The 14,634-nt window shown below is 70.9% G+C and carries 11 protein-coding genes; 5 read left to right on the top strand and 6 right to left on the bottom strand.

The genetic code is table 11. From position 1 onward, the window contains the following. Positions 1-29: 29 nt before the first annotated feature. The 3 genes from ACFZBU_RS31435 to ACFZBU_RS31425 form a co-directional block, all read right to left on the bottom strand. The gene (locus tag ACFZBU_RS31435) at positions 30-464 is read right to left on the bottom strand and encodes an SRPBCC family protein (RefSeq protein ID WP_391587085.1); all 435 of its coding nucleotides are present in this window, start codon (positions 462-464) and stop codon (positions 30-32) included. A gap of 102 nt (positions 465-566) precedes the next feature. Beyond that, complete coding sequence (locus tag ACFZBU_RS31430) at positions 567-2,468, bottom strand: DEDDh family exonuclease (RefSeq protein WP_391587084.1); 1,902 nt, start codon at positions 2,466-2,468, stop codon at positions 567-569. Between the two features lie 103 nt (positions 2,469-2,571). Then, positions 2,572-3,690 carry an LLM class flavin-dependent oxidoreductase gene (locus tag ACFZBU_RS31425; RefSeq protein ID WP_391587083.1) on the bottom strand — a complete coding sequence of 373 codons (1,119 nt, stop codon included), beginning with the start codon at positions 3,688-3,690 and terminating at the stop codon, positions 2,572-2,574. Positions 3,691-3,809: 119 nt separating this feature from the next. Between ACFZBU_RS31425 and ACFZBU_RS31420 the strand changes: the two genes are divergently transcribed. Then, positions 3,810-4,703: an IclR family transcriptional regulator gene (locus ACFZBU_RS31420; protein WP_391587082.1), complete on the top strand. Its 894-nt coding sequence runs from the start codon at positions 3,810-3,812 to the stop codon at positions 4,701-4,703. A gap of 214 nt (positions 4,704-4,917) precedes the next feature. Beyond that, on the top strand, positions 4,918-6,237 hold the full coding sequence (locus ACFZBU_RS31415; RefSeq protein WP_391587081.1) for an ammonium transporter: 1,320 nt from the start codon (positions 4,918-4,920) through the stop codon (positions 6,235-6,237). A gap of 61 nt (positions 6,238-6,298) precedes the next feature. Here ACFZBU_RS31415 and ACFZBU_RS31410 read toward each other — a convergent pair whose 3' ends face one another. After that, the gene (locus ACFZBU_RS31410) at positions 6,299-6,682 is read right to left on the bottom strand and encodes a hypothetical protein (protein WP_391587080.1); all 384 of its coding nucleotides are present in this window, start codon (positions 6,680-6,682) and stop codon (positions 6,299-6,301) included. Between the two features lie 40 nt (positions 6,683-6,722). Continuing rightward, positions 6,723-9,284, bottom strand: coding sequence for a DEAD/DEAH box helicase (locus ACFZBU_RS31405; protein WP_391587155.1), 2,562 nt, complete (start codon positions 9,282-9,284; stop codon positions 6,723-6,725). Positions 9,285-9,419: 135 nt separating this feature from the next. On the opposite strand from ACFZBU_RS31405, the gene ACFZBU_RS31400 reads away from it, so the two are divergent. Further along, positions 9,420-9,833, top strand: coding sequence for a hypothetical protein (locus ACFZBU_RS31400; RefSeq protein WP_391587079.1), 414 nt, complete (start codon positions 9,420-9,422; stop codon positions 9,831-9,833). Between the two features lie 193 nt (positions 9,834-10,026). On the opposite strand, the gene ACFZBU_RS31395 is transcribed toward ACFZBU_RS31400, so the two are convergent. Next, positions 10,027-11,229, bottom strand: coding sequence for a CaiB/BaiF CoA transferase family protein (locus tag ACFZBU_RS31395; protein WP_391587078.1), 1,203 nt, complete (start codon positions 11,227-11,229; stop codon positions 10,027-10,029). Positions 11,230-11,404: 175 nt separating this feature from the next. Between ACFZBU_RS31395 and ACFZBU_RS31390 the strand changes: the two genes are divergently transcribed. Beyond that, complete coding sequence (locus ACFZBU_RS31390; protein ID WP_391587077.1) at positions 11,405-12,562, top strand: hypothetical protein; 1,158 nt, start codon at positions 11,405-11,407, stop codon at positions 12,560-12,562. Positions 12,563-12,775: 213 nt separating this feature from the next. Then, a complete protein-coding gene (locus ACFZBU_RS31385; protein ID WP_391587076.1) occupies positions 12,776-14,005 on the top strand; it encodes a styrene monooxygenase/indole monooxygenase family protein in 1,230 nt (409 codons plus the stop codon). The last annotated feature ends 629 nt before the right edge of the window (positions 14,006-14,634 follow it).

The raw sequence follows: 14,634 nt of genomic DNA, 5'->3' as shown, positions 1-14,634 counted from the left end.
GCGTCGTCCTTCGTGCGGTCGAGGTCTGCTCAGAGCGCGTCGGGCAGCTTCGCGAGCACGCCGTCGTAGATCCGCTTGAGCCCGGCCGGCGCGAAGGTCTTCTCGAAGAAGCCCCCGATGCCCCCGGCTCCGTTCCACACCGTGACGATCTCGACCCGGCTGCCCACACCGGCCGCGGACACGGTCCACGTGGTGACCATCGACGAGTTGGCGTCGGTCTCCACCAGCGTCAGGGCGGCCGGCTCGGTGACCGTCACCAGGCAGTCGCGCGAACGCTTGCTGGTGGCCTGCAACCGCCAGTGCGCCACCGTGCCGGCACCCTTGCCGCCCTCGCGCACGTCGTACTCCGAGAAGTGCTCGGTGAGCAGCTTGGGCCGCACGACCGCGTAATCCGCGACGGCCGCGAAAACCGCCTCCGGTTCCGCCGCCACAGTCGTGTGTGCGGTTGCCCTGACCTGCGCCATGACCACTCCTTGCCCTCGATTGCTGTCGGCCGGGTCAAGCAAACCACTCCGCCGCCCGGGCACCGAATCGCACCCGGGTTACCCGTCGGTCCGTGCCGGGTCTCAGGCGATCTCCACGCCGAACGAACCGGCCAGCCCGGCCAGGTCGAACTCGTAGCCCTGGCCCTCGGTACGGAACTTCCAACCGGCGCCGTGGCGGTAGAACGTGCCGAGCAGCAACACCCGTTCGACCGTGGCGGCGTCCAGTACCGAGCGGACGAACGAGGTGGCCTGGAACGGCGCCACGTCGATCTCGATCGGCCCGACCGCCGCGAACGTGCTCGTTCCGTCGACCGAGGCCGCGATCACGACGCGACGTACATCACGTGGCAGCGCATCCAGTTCGAGCGTGACGGTCTGCTCGGCGGGGCCGGATGCGTCCAGGGCGACCACGTCCAGCGGAGCGACCGGCTGGTTCCAGAACACGAAATCGGAATCGCCGCGGACCCGTTCGTGCTCGTCCAGCAGGAACGCCACGATGTCGATGTCCTCGTCGGGGCGCTCCCAGGCCCAGGAGGCGTTCAGCGTCCACCGGCCGGGCTCGGCGCCGCCGGGCAGTTGCACCGTGCCGCCGCGCGGGAGGTTGCCCGCGCTCGTGCCCGCGTCGGTGCCCGGATCCGCGCCGGCCCGCTCCGGCGCGGGCGCCTCGGCCAGTGCGGCATGCCATTGTGCCTCGGTCAGGCAGACCGCGCCGAACGCCTGCGCACGGGCGATCCGGGGGTCGGCCGCCGCGCCCGGCAACACCACCACGGTGTCCACCGTCGAGGTCAGGTTGATCCGCAACCGGGCGCCCGATTCGAGCACGAGCTGGCGCACCCGGCCGCCCTCGCCGTGCTCGTCCCGCCCCTGGAGGACCAGGACCTGACGCACCGTCGAGCGGACGGACGGCGGGGCGTCGACGGCGGGCGCGGGTGTGTTCGGCGGGACGACGGCCTCGACCGGCGCGGCCGGCGGGACCTCGCCGTCCCGGGAGGTCGGCTCGGGCTCGGTGCGCGGCGCCGGCAGCACGACCGCCGCCGATCCGTCGACCGGCGTGCCCGGCCGCACCCGGGCCAACAACCGTGTGTAGGTGGCCTCGTCGATCACCGGCGTGCCCAGTCGGGCGGCCGTACGGTTCTTGCCGCTGCCGCTGCCCGGGTCGTTGGTCACCAGGACCGAGGTCTTGCCGCTGACCGAAGTCGCCACATACAGACCGGCCTCGGCCGCCTGCCGCTCCAACTCCTCGCGCGCGTGGCCCGCGTCGCCGGTGAAGGCCACCCGCATGCCCTGGACCAGGCCGACCGCGAGGTCGAGCCGGCCCGGATTCGTCCACGGACAAGGCGCCTTCGCGGCGGCGGCACGCTCCGGGAAGCGCTTGCGCGCGGCCGCCCCGCGACGCAGCCCGGACCCGCTGTCGGGCACGGTCAGCGGCAGCGGCAGGCCGGCGCCGGCCGCCTCGTGCAGGCTGAGGCGGAAGATCTCGCCGAGCACCCGGGCGTCGTCCACCGCGTCGTGCGCGCGCAGTTGGCGGACCCGATAGTGCGCCGCGAGGGTGGCCAGCCGGTAGTCGTCGATCGGCAGTTCCAGGTGCCGCGCCAGCGCCATCGTGCACAACCGCCGCTGCATCGGCCACGGCGTGTCCAGGCGGCGGTACTCCGAGGTCAGCATTCCCCAGTCGAACGGCGCGTTGTGCGCGACCAGCACCCGCCCGTCCAGGTACTCGGCCAGGTCGTCCGCGATCCGGTCGAACGTGGGTGCGCCCGCGAGCCGTTCCGGGGTCAGCCCGTGGATGTGCACGGGCCCGGGATCGCGCCGCGGATCCACCAGCGTCGACCACCGGTCGGTCACCGTACCGGCCCGATCGAGCAACTCCACGGCGACCGAGACGATCCGATCCGAACTCCGGAGCCCGGTGGTCTCCACGTCCACCACGGCGTAGTCGCTCGGGTAGTCGGCGGGCCAGTGGGCAAGCGGTGTGACTGTCACTCACGGACCGTACAACGCGCGGGTGGAAGCCGGCGGCCGAGGCCCGCAATCCGGGGATGGATCCGGTTTGCCCGGCTCGTCCCGAGGTGCCGCCGGACCCGGCCTACGACTGCGGGGTCGGCTGGTACTTCTCCAGTTCCGGGATGACCTCCTTGCCGAGGATCTCGATCGTCCGCAGGATGTCCCGGTGTTCCAGGAAGCCCCACTGGACGTAGCAGATCAGTTCGTCCACGCCCAGGTCCGCGTAGCGCTTCATCTTGCGGATGCAGGTCTCCACGTCGCCGATCACGATCATGTCCGCGGCGTCGAAGGTCTCCACCGGGACGTTGCCCTCGAACATCGGCTTCAGCAGCGGGAAGGTCTTGTCCTGCTCCTCGGGGGACAGATGCGGCAGCTCCCATTCGAGGGTGAACATCGCGAGGTTCTTGTACCACCACGCGACCGAGTCCCAGACCCGCCGGTCGATCTGCTTGCGCCCGGTCGTGTGCACCAGGGTGTAGGCCGCGACCTTGTTCGTGGTCACGTCGGTGAGCGGCGTCGGGGTCGCCGCCGCGGCGCGGTAGGCGGCGACCTGGGCGGCCATGGTCTCCAGCGGCTGCATGATCGAGAAGGACAACATGCCCAGCCCGTTGCGGCCGGCGATCTCCGCCGAACCCTGCGACGTGGCGGCCATCCAGCACGGCGGGTGCGGGTCCTGGAACGGCTTGGGGGTGACCATCCGGCGCGGGAAGGAGAAGCGCTCCGACTCGTACTCGAAGTACTCCTCGCGCCACATGCCGGTGACGATCTCGATCGCCTCGCGCCAGTCGTCCCGCGACCGCGCGATGTCCACGCCGAACGCGGTCTGCTCCATCGGGGTGGATCGGCCGGTCCCCCACTCGACCCGGCCGCCGGACAGGATGTCCACCGTCGCGACCTTCTCCGCGATCCGCTGCGGCGGGGTGAAGCCGAACGGGGTCAGCGTGACGCCGAAGCCCATCCGGATGCGCTCGGTGATCCCGGCCAGGTGACCCAGGAAGACCTCGGAGGCCGGCATGTGCGAGCGACCCTCGCGGAAGTGGTGCTCCACCGCCCAGACGGTGTTGAAGCCCATCCGGTCGGCCAGCCGGATCTGCTCGACCGCCTCGCGATACGCGCGCTGTTCCTCGCGCCGCTGGCCGTGCGGGTGTTCGCCGTGCCACGGGCGCGGCACGTCCACTTCGTAGAGCACGTCGAGCTTCATCGAGCCACTCCATTTTCGGTATATTGAAAAATGTTTTCGAATCCCGTATTTCGTGGTCCCGAGTGTGACCCGCCCAGGTACCGGCCACAAGGTGCCCGCAGGGTCGGAGAGTCGCCGACATGGTTCGTCCCGCCCTCGCCGCCGGTCGTGCGGTCGAGATCCTGAACTTCTTCGCCGCGCACCCGGGCGGCGCATACACGCTCTCCGAGCTGCACACCGCGCTCGGCATCAACCTCGCGTCCGCGCTGTCGGTGCTCCAGGCCCTGGAGGACGCCGGCTACCTGGTGCGGCACCCACGCCGCAAGACCTACGAACTGGGTCCGGCCCTGGTCGCGCTCGGCGACGCGGCGCTGCGCGGCAACCCGGCGGTCGACCTGGCCCGGGCCCACCTGCGCGAGTTGGCCGACGAGTTCGAGACCGAGCTGATCGCCAGCGTCGCGGTGGGCGACGAGATCGTCATCCTGGCCGTGGAGGGCCGGCCGCAGTTGGCCTCCGCCGACGTCCGGGTGGGTCAGCGGTTGCGCATGGTGCCGCCGCTCGGCCAGGTCTTCCACGCATGGTCCCCGCCGGCGGAGGTGGACGCGTGGCTGGACCGGCTGGACGAGCGGGTGCGCGGCACGGCCCGGATCCACCTGCCGCCGACACTGGCGGCGGTCCGCGAACGCGGGTACTCGATCACCCTGGACAGTCCGACCCGCACCCGGATCGGCGACACGCTGGAGCGCATGGCCGAACACCCGCGCGAGGCGACGCTGTTGCGCGACCGGTTGGCCGAGTTGGCCGCCGCGCTCGGGGAGGAGGAGTACGAGCTGATCGCGGTCGAGCCGGACACCGTCTACGACATCTCGACCCTGGTCGCCCCGGTCTTCGACGCCGCCGGTCGGGTCGCCGTCGCCCTCACCCTCAACGGGCTCGAGGGCGTGACCGGCCGCCGGGTGACGACCCACGGCGAGCGGTTGGCCTCGGTCGCCCGCCTGGTGACCCGACGCTCGGGCGGACGAGCGCCGGAGTAGCCCGGGGGTGCCGCGGCACGGCACGGGTGGCCCCCGGACGTGTGTTTCGTGAGCGTGTCGAGGCGCTCACCGCGTGAGCACTCGCTTATCGTCGGGCAATCCGCACGTAACACGGGGCGGGTTCCTTAACCCGCGCGTAACACCGAGGTATACGCCAGGAAACCCGGGCTGCCCACCCTGACCTGAGACCCCATCAGGCCCACGAGGGAGCCGCATGACCGTCGCGACCGACGCCCTGAACGCCGGAGACACCGCGTGGCTGCTCGTGGCCACCGCGCTCGTGCTGCTGATGACCCCCGCCCTGGCGATCTTCTACGGCGGCATGGTCCGGGCCAAGAGCGTGCTCAACATGCTGATGATGAGCTTCGTGGCGATCGCGGTGGTGACCGTGGTCTGGATCGCCTTCGGCTACACCCTGGCCTTCGGCGGCGACGTGGGCGGCGGACTGCTCGGCGATCTCGGCTCCGTGTTCATGGCCGGCACCAAGCCCACCGACCTGCACGGCACGGTGCCCGAGCTGCTGTTCATGGCGTTCCAGTTGACCTTCGCGATCCTGACCGTGGCGCTGATCTCCGGGGCGATCGCGGACCGCACCCGGTTCAAGGCGTGGGTGCTCTTCTGCGCGGTGTGGGTCGTCTGCGTGTACGTGCCTCTCGCGCACTGGGTGTGGGGGCCGGACGGCTGGATCGCGCACCGGCTCGGCGCGCTCGACTTCGCGGGCGGCCTGGTGGTCGAGATCAACTGCGGCGCGGCGGGCATGGCGGTGGCCCTGGTGCTCGGCCCGCGGATCGGCTTCAAGCGCGATCCGATGCGGCCGCACAACCTGCCGCTCGTGGTGCTCGGCGCGGGCCTGCTGTGGTTCGGCTGGTTCGGCTTCAACGGCGGCTCGGCCCTGGGGGCGAACGGCCTGGCCGCACAGGCGCTGGTGAATACCCAGGCGGCCGGGTGCACCGCGCTGATCGGCTGGCTCGCGGTGGAAAAGCGCCGGGACGGGCACGCCACCACGCTCGGCGCGGCCTCCGGCGCGGTCGCGGGCCTGGTCGCGATCACCCCGGCCTGCGGCGTGGTGGACCTGCCCGGCGCACTGGTGATCGGCCTGGTCGCGGGCGTCCTGTGCAGCTTCGCGGTGGGCTGGAAGCACCGCTTCGGCTACGACGACTCGCTCGACGTGGTCGGCGTGCACTATGTCGGCGGGGTGGTCGGCACGCTGCTGATCGGCCTGTTCGCCGCCGGGGACGTCACCGGCGGGCCGGAGGGTCTGCTGCACGGCGGCGGCCTCGCACTGCTCGGCAAGCAGCTCGTGGCGATCGTGGTGGTGTCCGCGTTCTCCTTCGGCGTCACGTACACGATCGCGAAGGTGATCGACCGCACCGTCGGCTTCCGCGCCCACGCCGACCACGAACAGCTGGGCCTGGACCTGGCGGTACACGCGGAAACCGCCTACGACCTCACCGCCTTCGCCGGCACCAAACGCACCCCCGGCCCCACCTTCCGCCCCGCCCCCAAATCCTCCGACGACCTGGACCTGGGCTGAGCCCGCCCCCTCCGCCGGCCGTCTGAGCGTGGTCCGGCGATCCTTCCAGGGGCCGGGCGGGTCAGCGGGAGTTGCGCGCCAGGAGCGCGGCGGCGACCACGCAGGTGAGCGCGGCGCTCGCCGGGAGGGCTGCGCGGCGGGTGAGCCTTCGGGTGTTGCGGTGGTCGAGGATGCCGCCGCTGGACTGGATCGAGAAGGCGGACCACACCGACTGGGCCGAGAACGCCGATGCCGCGCTCAGGTAGGAGCCGATCGACGCGGCCGAGAGGGCCGAGCCGATCGACCCGAACGACAGCGCGGAGCCGACCGAGCCGATCGACAACACCGACCCCACCGAGCCGATCGAGAGCACCGAGCCCTCCGACGCGATCGACAACACCGAGTTGTGCGAGCGGCAGGACAGGATCGAACCGTGGGCGTCGACCGTGGAGCGCTTCTTCGTCATCGGCCCAGTCTGCCCGACCCGCCGCGCCGCGGGCGGGAGATCACATCCGGTCGACCGCGACCACCCGCAGGACCGCGCGTCCGGTCTCGTCCGACTCGGTCAGGTCGACCTCGGCGGTGATGCCCCAGTCGTGGTCCCGGGCCGGGTCGTCGAACACCTGACGGACCCGCCATGCGGAATCCTCCTTGGTGATCTGCATGAGCTTGGGACCGCGCGCGTCGGGGCCGGTGCCGATCGAGTCGTGCTCGTCCCAGTAGTCCTCCAGCGCGTCCTGCCAGCGCTCCGCGTCCCAGTTGCCGTCGCCCTCCTGCTCGGACAGCTCGCCGAGCTGGAAGTAGCGTCGCAGCGCCGCGAGTTCCACCCGACGAAACAGCGCGTTGCGCACCAGCACCCGAAACGCCCGCTCGTTCGCGGTGACCGGCGTGGTGCGGCCCTCGATGTCGTCGAGTTCCTCCTGGGTCGCGTCCGGGTTGGCCAGCTTCTCCCACTCGTCGAGCAGGCTGGAGTCGACCTGGCGGACCAACTCGCCAAGCCACGCGATCAGATCGTGCAGGTCCTCGTTCTTCGCGTCGTCCGGCACGGTCTGGTTGAGCGCCTTGTACGCGCTCGCCAGGTAGCGCAGCACGATGCCCTCGGTGCGCGCGAGTTCGTACCAGCCGACGTAGTCGCCGAAGGTCATCGCCCGCTCGTACATGTCCCGCACGATCGACTTGGGCGACAGCGGGTGGTCACCGACCCACGGGTGGCTGCGCATGTAGATCGCGTAGGCGTGTTCGAGCAACTCTTCGAGCGGACGCGGGTATTGGATGTCGGCGAGCCGCTCCATCCGCTCCTCGTACTCGATCCCGTCCGCCTTCATTTGGCCGACCGCCTCGCCCTTGGCCTTGTTCAGCTGCGCGGCGAGGATCTGGCGCGGGTCGTCGAGCGTGGCCTCGACCACCGAGAGCACGTCCAACGCGTAGGTCGGCGCCTCCGGGTCGAGCAGATCGAACGCGGCCAGCGCGAACGTGGACAGCGGCTGGTTGAGCGCGAAGTCGGCCTGCAGGTCCACGGTGAGCCGGACGATCCGGCCCTCCTCGTCCGGCTCGGCGAGCTTCTCCACGACGCCGCCGTCCAGCAGCGAGCGATAGATCGCGATCGCCTGCCGGATGTGCCGCAGTTGCTGCGCGCGCGGCTCGTCGTTGTCGGTGAGCAGGTGCCGCATCGCCTCGAACGCGTTGCCGGGCCGGTTGATCACCGCGAGCAGCATCGCGTGGGTGACCCGGAAGCGGGACGCCAGCGGCTCCGGCTCGGCTTCCTGGAGCTTGCTGTAGGTCTCGTCGTTCCAACCGACGAAGCCCTCCGGCGCCTTCTTGCGGACCACCTTGCGGCGCTTCTTCGGGTCGTCGCCGGCCTTGGCCAGCGCCTTGATGTTCTCGATCTCGTACTCGGGGGCCTGCGCGACCACGTTGCCCACGGTGTCGAAGCCGGCCCGCCCGGCCCGCCCGGCGATCTGGTGGAACTCGCGCGCCCGCAGCCGGCGCACCCGCTGACCGTCGTACTTGGACAGCGCGGTGAACAGCACGGTGCGGATCGGCACGTTGACCCCGACGCCGAGCGTGTCGGTGCCGCAGATCACCTTGAGCAGCCCGGCCTGGGCCAGCCGCTCCACCAGCCGGCGGTACTTGGGCAACATGCCCGCGTGGTGCACGCCGATCCCGTGCCGCACCCAGCGCGAGAGCTGCCGGCCGAACTTGGTGGTGAACCGGAACCCGCCGATCACCGACGAGATCTGATCCTTCTCCTCGCGCGTGCACATGTTGATGCTCATCAGCGACTGAGCCCGCTCGACCGCCGACGCCTGGGTGAAGTGCACGATGTAGATCGGCGCCTCACGCGTGGTCAGCAGTTCCTCGATGGTCTCGTGCAGCGGGGTGACCCGGTAGGTGAAGTACAGCGGGACCGGACGCGTGGCCGACTTGACGATCGCGGTGGACCGGCCGGTGCGCCGCTTCAGGTCGCGCTGGAAGTGGTCCATGTCGCCGAGCGTCGCGGACATCAGCAGGAACTGCGCCTTCGGCAGCTCGATCAGCGGGATCTGCCAGGCCCAGCCCCGGTCCGGGTCGCCGTAGTAGTGGAACTCGTCCATCACCACGAAACCGACGTCCGCGTCCGCGCCGTCGCGCAGCGCGATGTTGGCCAGCACCTCGGCGGTACAGCAGATGATCGGCGCGGTCGCGTTGACCGACGCGTCGCCGGTCATCATCCCGACGTTCTCGGTGCCGAACTGGGCGACCAGGTCGAAGAACTTCTCCGAGACCAGCGCCTTGATCGGCGCGGTGTAGAAGCTGCGCTCCTTGCGCGCCATCGCGGCGAAGTGCCCGCCTGCGGCGACCAGGCTCTTTCCCGAGCCGGTCGGCGTGTTGAGGATGACGTTGTTGCCCGAGACCAACTCGATCAGCGCCTCTTCCTGCGCGGGATACAGGGTGAGACCGCGCTCCTCCGCGTACGACGCGAAGGCTTCGTACAGGGCGTCGGGGTCGGCCTCGGCGGGGAGCAGATCGATGAGAGTCACCCGTCTATCCTGCCTGCTCGCGAGCCCGCGCCCGGACGCAACCCGGATTCCGCCGGTGCGCGCGCGTCCCGTACACCGCGGCCGGAGCACTTCCGGTGACGCGTGTCACATCCGTAGGGTCACCGGGATCATTTGCCATCGGGGACAGGGGTGCGCGTGAGGCCGGTACGACGAGCGGGTCGGATGGGCCTCGTGGTTCTCCTGGGCCTGGCGTCGACCGGGACCCTCCTCGGGTGCACGGCGAGCCCCTCGCGACCCGCCACGCTGACCGCGGTCGCGCCGCCGCACAACCCGGAAGCGGATCCCGACGGAATCGGCTGGACGGTCCGTCTGGGCGGCCGGATCCACCCACAGCGCACATACCGCCTGGTCGTCTCGACCGACCCGCACGCCGTCGACACGGTGACCGACGGCGGCGTGGACCCCAACACCTGGGACAGCGGCGTGGTGCACTCCACCGAGCACACCGGCCTCCGCCCCTCCGGCCTCCGCGTCGAGCAGGGAGTGACGTACTACTGGAGCGTCCGAGTGCAGGACGCCCAGGGCCACGACTCGGGCTGGAGCGCCAGAGAGCAGTGGACGGTCATGCGCCCCTGAAACAACCCGGACCGCCGGGCGTTCGAGAACAACCGCAGCCGACAAGCCCGGGCTCACCGAATTCGGCCCGTCCGGCGCTTGGGGACACACGGGCCGCAAGCCACTCGAACACCGCGGCCGACGACTCTGCCGACCCCGGCCGGCCGCCCATCGGCGGTCGGAGCAACAAGGCCCCGGCAGCCGCCCGCAGGCCCTAACAAACGACCTTGGCCGCCCTCAGCTCCGCCACCTGATCCGGGTCGAGGCCCAGGTCGGCGAGGATCGCATCCGTGTCGGCCCCGAGCGTGGGAGCCGGTGCACCCAGCCGCCCGGGCGTACCGCCGAACAACGTCGGGTGTCGCGGCTGCCGCAGCCGCCCCGCGGTCGGATGCACGTCGTCCTCCAGCACCCCCACGGCGGCGATGTGCGGATCGCCGGCCAGGTCACCGGGCCCCAGCACGATCCCGCAGGGCACGTTCTCCGCCTCCAGGCGGGCGATGCCCTCGGCGACGGTGAGCCCGGTCGCGGCCTCGTGGCAGCGGGTCACCAGCGCGTGGCCGACCTCGCGGTTGCGCCGGCGTTCGGCGATCGTGGCCACCCGCGGGTCGTCGTACCCCTCGACGCCGAACGCACGACACATCCCGGCGAAGTCCGCGTCCGAGGTGGGCGTGGCGATGCCCCAGCCGTCCAGAAAGGCGTACGGGCGTACGTCCGCGACGAAGCTGCCGGGTTGGCTGCCGTCGCCGTCGCGCAGCACGTCGTTGCCGGCCGAGTCGACCCACATGAACGAGATCACCGCATCCAGCATGGACAGTTCGAGGTGCTGGCCGCCGCGCCCGCGCTCGCGTGCGTACAGCGCCGCGGTGATCGCCTGCGCGGCGGTGAGGGCGGTGACCTTGTCGGCGAGGGCCTGGTTGGAGAACCTCGGGCGGCCGGTGTCCGGGTCCTTCTGGTTCTCGGCGACCCCTCCGTACGCCTGGATCACCGTGTCGTAGGCGCCTTTGCCGGCATACGGCCCGTGTGCCCCGAAGCCGGAGATCGAGCAGTAGACGAGATCGTCGCGACGCACGTCGGCGTAGCCCAGGCCGAGCCGTTCGGCCACACCGGGCCGCCAGTTCTGCACCACCACGTCGGCTCGGGCAATCAGGGTGCGCACCAGGTCGCGACCCCGCTCGGTGCGCAGGTCCACCCCGACGCAGCGCTTGCCGCGGTTGCACATCTGGTAGAGCGCGCTGATGCCCCCGGTCGTCGCCGTGCCGATCCAGCGGGAGATGTCGCCGATCCCGGGTCGTTCGACCTTGATCACGTCGGCGCCCTGATCGGCGAGCAGGGTCACCGCGTACGGACCGGTCGCGGCCGTGGACAGGTCCACGATGCGCAGGCCGGCAAGGGGCCCGTCGATCGGAACACGTTCCATGCTGCCGCTCCCCCTCCGATGTCGCTGGCGCGACGGCATCCGACGGCTCGGCTGCCCCGGATGACGAAAACAGGTTCTCTCTCACAGGTCAAGGCTCTGGTCTGTTGGCGAGGGTCGGCGGAGAATCCGGCAGCGTCCCGGTACTCGGGACTCGACGCCGATCGACGGAGGATTCGTGACCAACCCGATCGGGCCGCTCACCGCGGCCGACGAAGGCTTTCATCACCAGGTCGCCGAGACGTTCGCGACGGTGGCCACCACCGACCCGTCGTGGACCGAGAAGGTCTGCGCGATGGCCGCGGCCCGGGACGGCAGCCTGCAACTGGGCTTCGGGCTGGGCAAGTACACGAACCGCAACGTGATGGACGGCTACGCGGGCGTCTCGCGCGGCGTCGAGCAGCTCACCGTGCGCGCCTCGCGCCGGTTGTCGCCCGCACCGCACACCACGACGGTGGGGCCGATCCGCTACGAGGTGGTCGAGCCGCTCCGAGTGGTGCGCTTCGTGCTGGAGGCGAACGAGGCCCAGCCGATCGCCTTCGACTGGACCTTCGAGGCGGTCGTCCCGGCGGTCTGCGAGGACCGCACGCACAACCGGCGCGCCTATCGCACCACCGCCGACCTGGTGCGCTATCACCAGACCGGGGTGGCGTCGGGCTGGGTCGAAGTGGACGGCGAGCGCACCGGGATCACGCCCGACACGTGGGTGTCCACGCGGGACCACTCGTGGGGCACCCGCTACGACGTGGGTGCGCCCGCGGCCGACCTGGAGCCGGCCGGGATGCCCGCGTCGATGTCGTTCCGGATGATCTGGGCGCCCATCCTGATGGAGCGCCAAGACGGCAGTCGGTACGCGCTGTTCCTGCACTACCAGATCACCAGTGGGCCCGGCTTCGCGCAGAAGCGGGTGATGGGCGGGGTGGAGCACCCCGACGGCCGGGTGGACGAATGGGCGGACCTGGTACCGGACTTGAGCTACGACCCGGCCAACCGGCGGCTGCGCGGCGGGAAGTTGCACGCGACGATGGCGGACGGTTCGGCCCGGCCGCTGGAGGTGGAAGTGGTCTCGGCGACCGGCTTCCACCTCGGCGCGGGACTGTACTTCGGTCTGGACGGCCGACACCACGGCGAGTGGCGCGGCGACCTGCACGTGGAGGGCGAGCGGATCGCGGACTGCTCGACCCCCGAACAGGCCCGCCGGCTGCACCAGATCCGGGACACGGTGGTCCGGGTGACCGACCCGGTCGGCGGCGGGGTCGGCTGGGGCAACTGCCAGCCGATCGTGACGGGCGCGGACCCGGCCCTGGGGCTCACGGCGGAGTCCTCGTTCATGTAGGGCGCGGCGGCGGCCCTTGCGCGGTTGTCGGGCGCGCGGCCTCGGGTGCGTGGGTGGTGCCGGTGCGCGGTGGTCGGGTGTGCGGTGGCGCTGCTGCCCGGTGTCGAACACGCCGCGGTGGGCCGCGGTTTCTTTCTCGGTCGGTACACCGCTGAACACGCAGCGCGAGCCATACGATGCTGTCGACCTTGATCAGGGGAAGGGACGTCAGCCATGCGCAGGATCCTCATCGTCGGTGCCGGCCAATCCGGGCTCCAACTCGGCCTGGGGTTGCTGGCCCACGGCTACGACGTGACCGTGATGACCGAGCGGACGCCCGACGAGATCCGCGCCGGGCGGGTGACCTCGACGCAGATCATGATGCCGTCGACGATCGCGCTGGAGCAGCCGCACGGCCTGGACCTGTGGTCCGGTCGGGTACCGCCGATTCCCCGGGCCGGGTTCACCATCCCCGGCCCGGACGGCACGCCGGTGGTGAACTGGCTGGGCGACCTGGGTGGCGCGCAGTCGGTCGACCAGCGGATGAAGATGCCCGCGTGGATGGACCTGTTCGTGACCCGCGGCGGCAACCTGGTGGTGCATCCGGTCGCGGTCTCCGACATCGACTGGTACACCCGCAACTACGACCTGGTCGTGGTCGCCGCCGGCAAGGGCGAACTGGTGTCGATGTTCGACCGGGATCACGACCGATCCCAATTCACCACCCCACAACGGCAGTTGGCTGTTTCATACTTCCACGGCGCGACACCGCGCCCCGAGGTCGGCTACGACGCGCTGCACGTCAACGCGATACCCGGAATCGGCGAGATCATCATGTTCCCGGGCCTGACGCTGACCGGCCCGTGCGACATCATCCTGCTCGAAGCCGTGCCCGGCGGCCCGCTCGACGTGTTCCGCGACGTGCGCGACCCGGACACCCACTGGGCGGTGATGCGGGACCTGGTCCGGCAGTTCGCGCCGTGGGATTACGACCGGATCAGCCGCGCCGAACTCACCGACCCGATGTGCGTGCTCAGCGGCGGCTTCGCCCCCATCGTGCGCAAGCCGATCGCCGAACTCCCCTCAGGTGGGATCGCGTTGGGCATCGGAGACGTCCTGGTCACCAACGACCCGATCAGCGGCCAGGGTTCCAACAACGCCGCGCGGGCCGCCGACCTATATCTGAACGAGATCGTCGCGCGTGGCGATCGCCCGTTCGACGCCGCCTGGATGCAATCGGTGTTCGACGCGTTCTGGTCCCGCGCCCGACACGGCGTCAAGTTCTCCACCTCGCTCCTGGGCGTGCCCCCGGAGCACGTGCAGATGTTGATGGGCGCGGGCAACACCTGCCCGGCCGTATGCGACGCGGTGATGAGCGCCTTCGACAACCCGGTGGAGTTCGAGGAGTTCATGTACGACCCGGAGAAGACGATGGCGTTCCTGACGAAGGTGGGCGCGCTGTAGGCCGGCCTCTCCGCGCCGACCCGTCGACCACACGCCGAGCGGCGACCGGACGACGGTGGAGCCGGTGACCCCTCGCGCGCCGCGTCGGCCGAGGTGTCACCGGCCGCTTCGACGCATGCCCGTCCCGCCGGCTCGCCCGACCGGCAGCAGGCCGCCGGGCGCCCGTACCGGCATGTAATTTCGGCGCAAAATTGCGCCGTCACTTGCGACTTCGCCGTGCCTTCGGCCTGCCGCGACGCGCCGGCCAGCACCGTCGCCCGCCGACCGCAACGCAAGCGGCGACAGCGCGCGCAGGGCGATCCCCGGTGCCCGCCCCGCGCCGGGATCCCGCGGGGTCCCGAGCGTTGACGGGTTCGAAACACGTCTGCAACTCTGATCTCGGTCACTGCAAAAACCTCACAGATCCTTGGGAACTACCGGCGCCAGTCCGCAAATTCCGATCCGTGACGCGAACACGCCGATCCCCCGGCGCGATCCCACCGGCCGGCGGGTGCACGTCCGGCTTCGCCTCGCCACCCCTGCGAACGGTCGCCCACACGCCGACCCGGTCTCCGGCCTGCCCGGCCCCGGGACGGACCACCGCGCGCTCCGAACCTCCGGAACACACCGCCCGACCGAACCTCCCGAAC

The sequence above is a fragment of the Embleya sp. NPDC008237 genome, from assembly GCF_042956465.1.
Taxonomy (GTDB): Bacteria; Actinomycetota; Actinomycetes; order Streptomycetales; family Streptomycetaceae; genus Embleya.
This window is presented reverse-complemented; position numbering and strand designations above follow the sequence as displayed.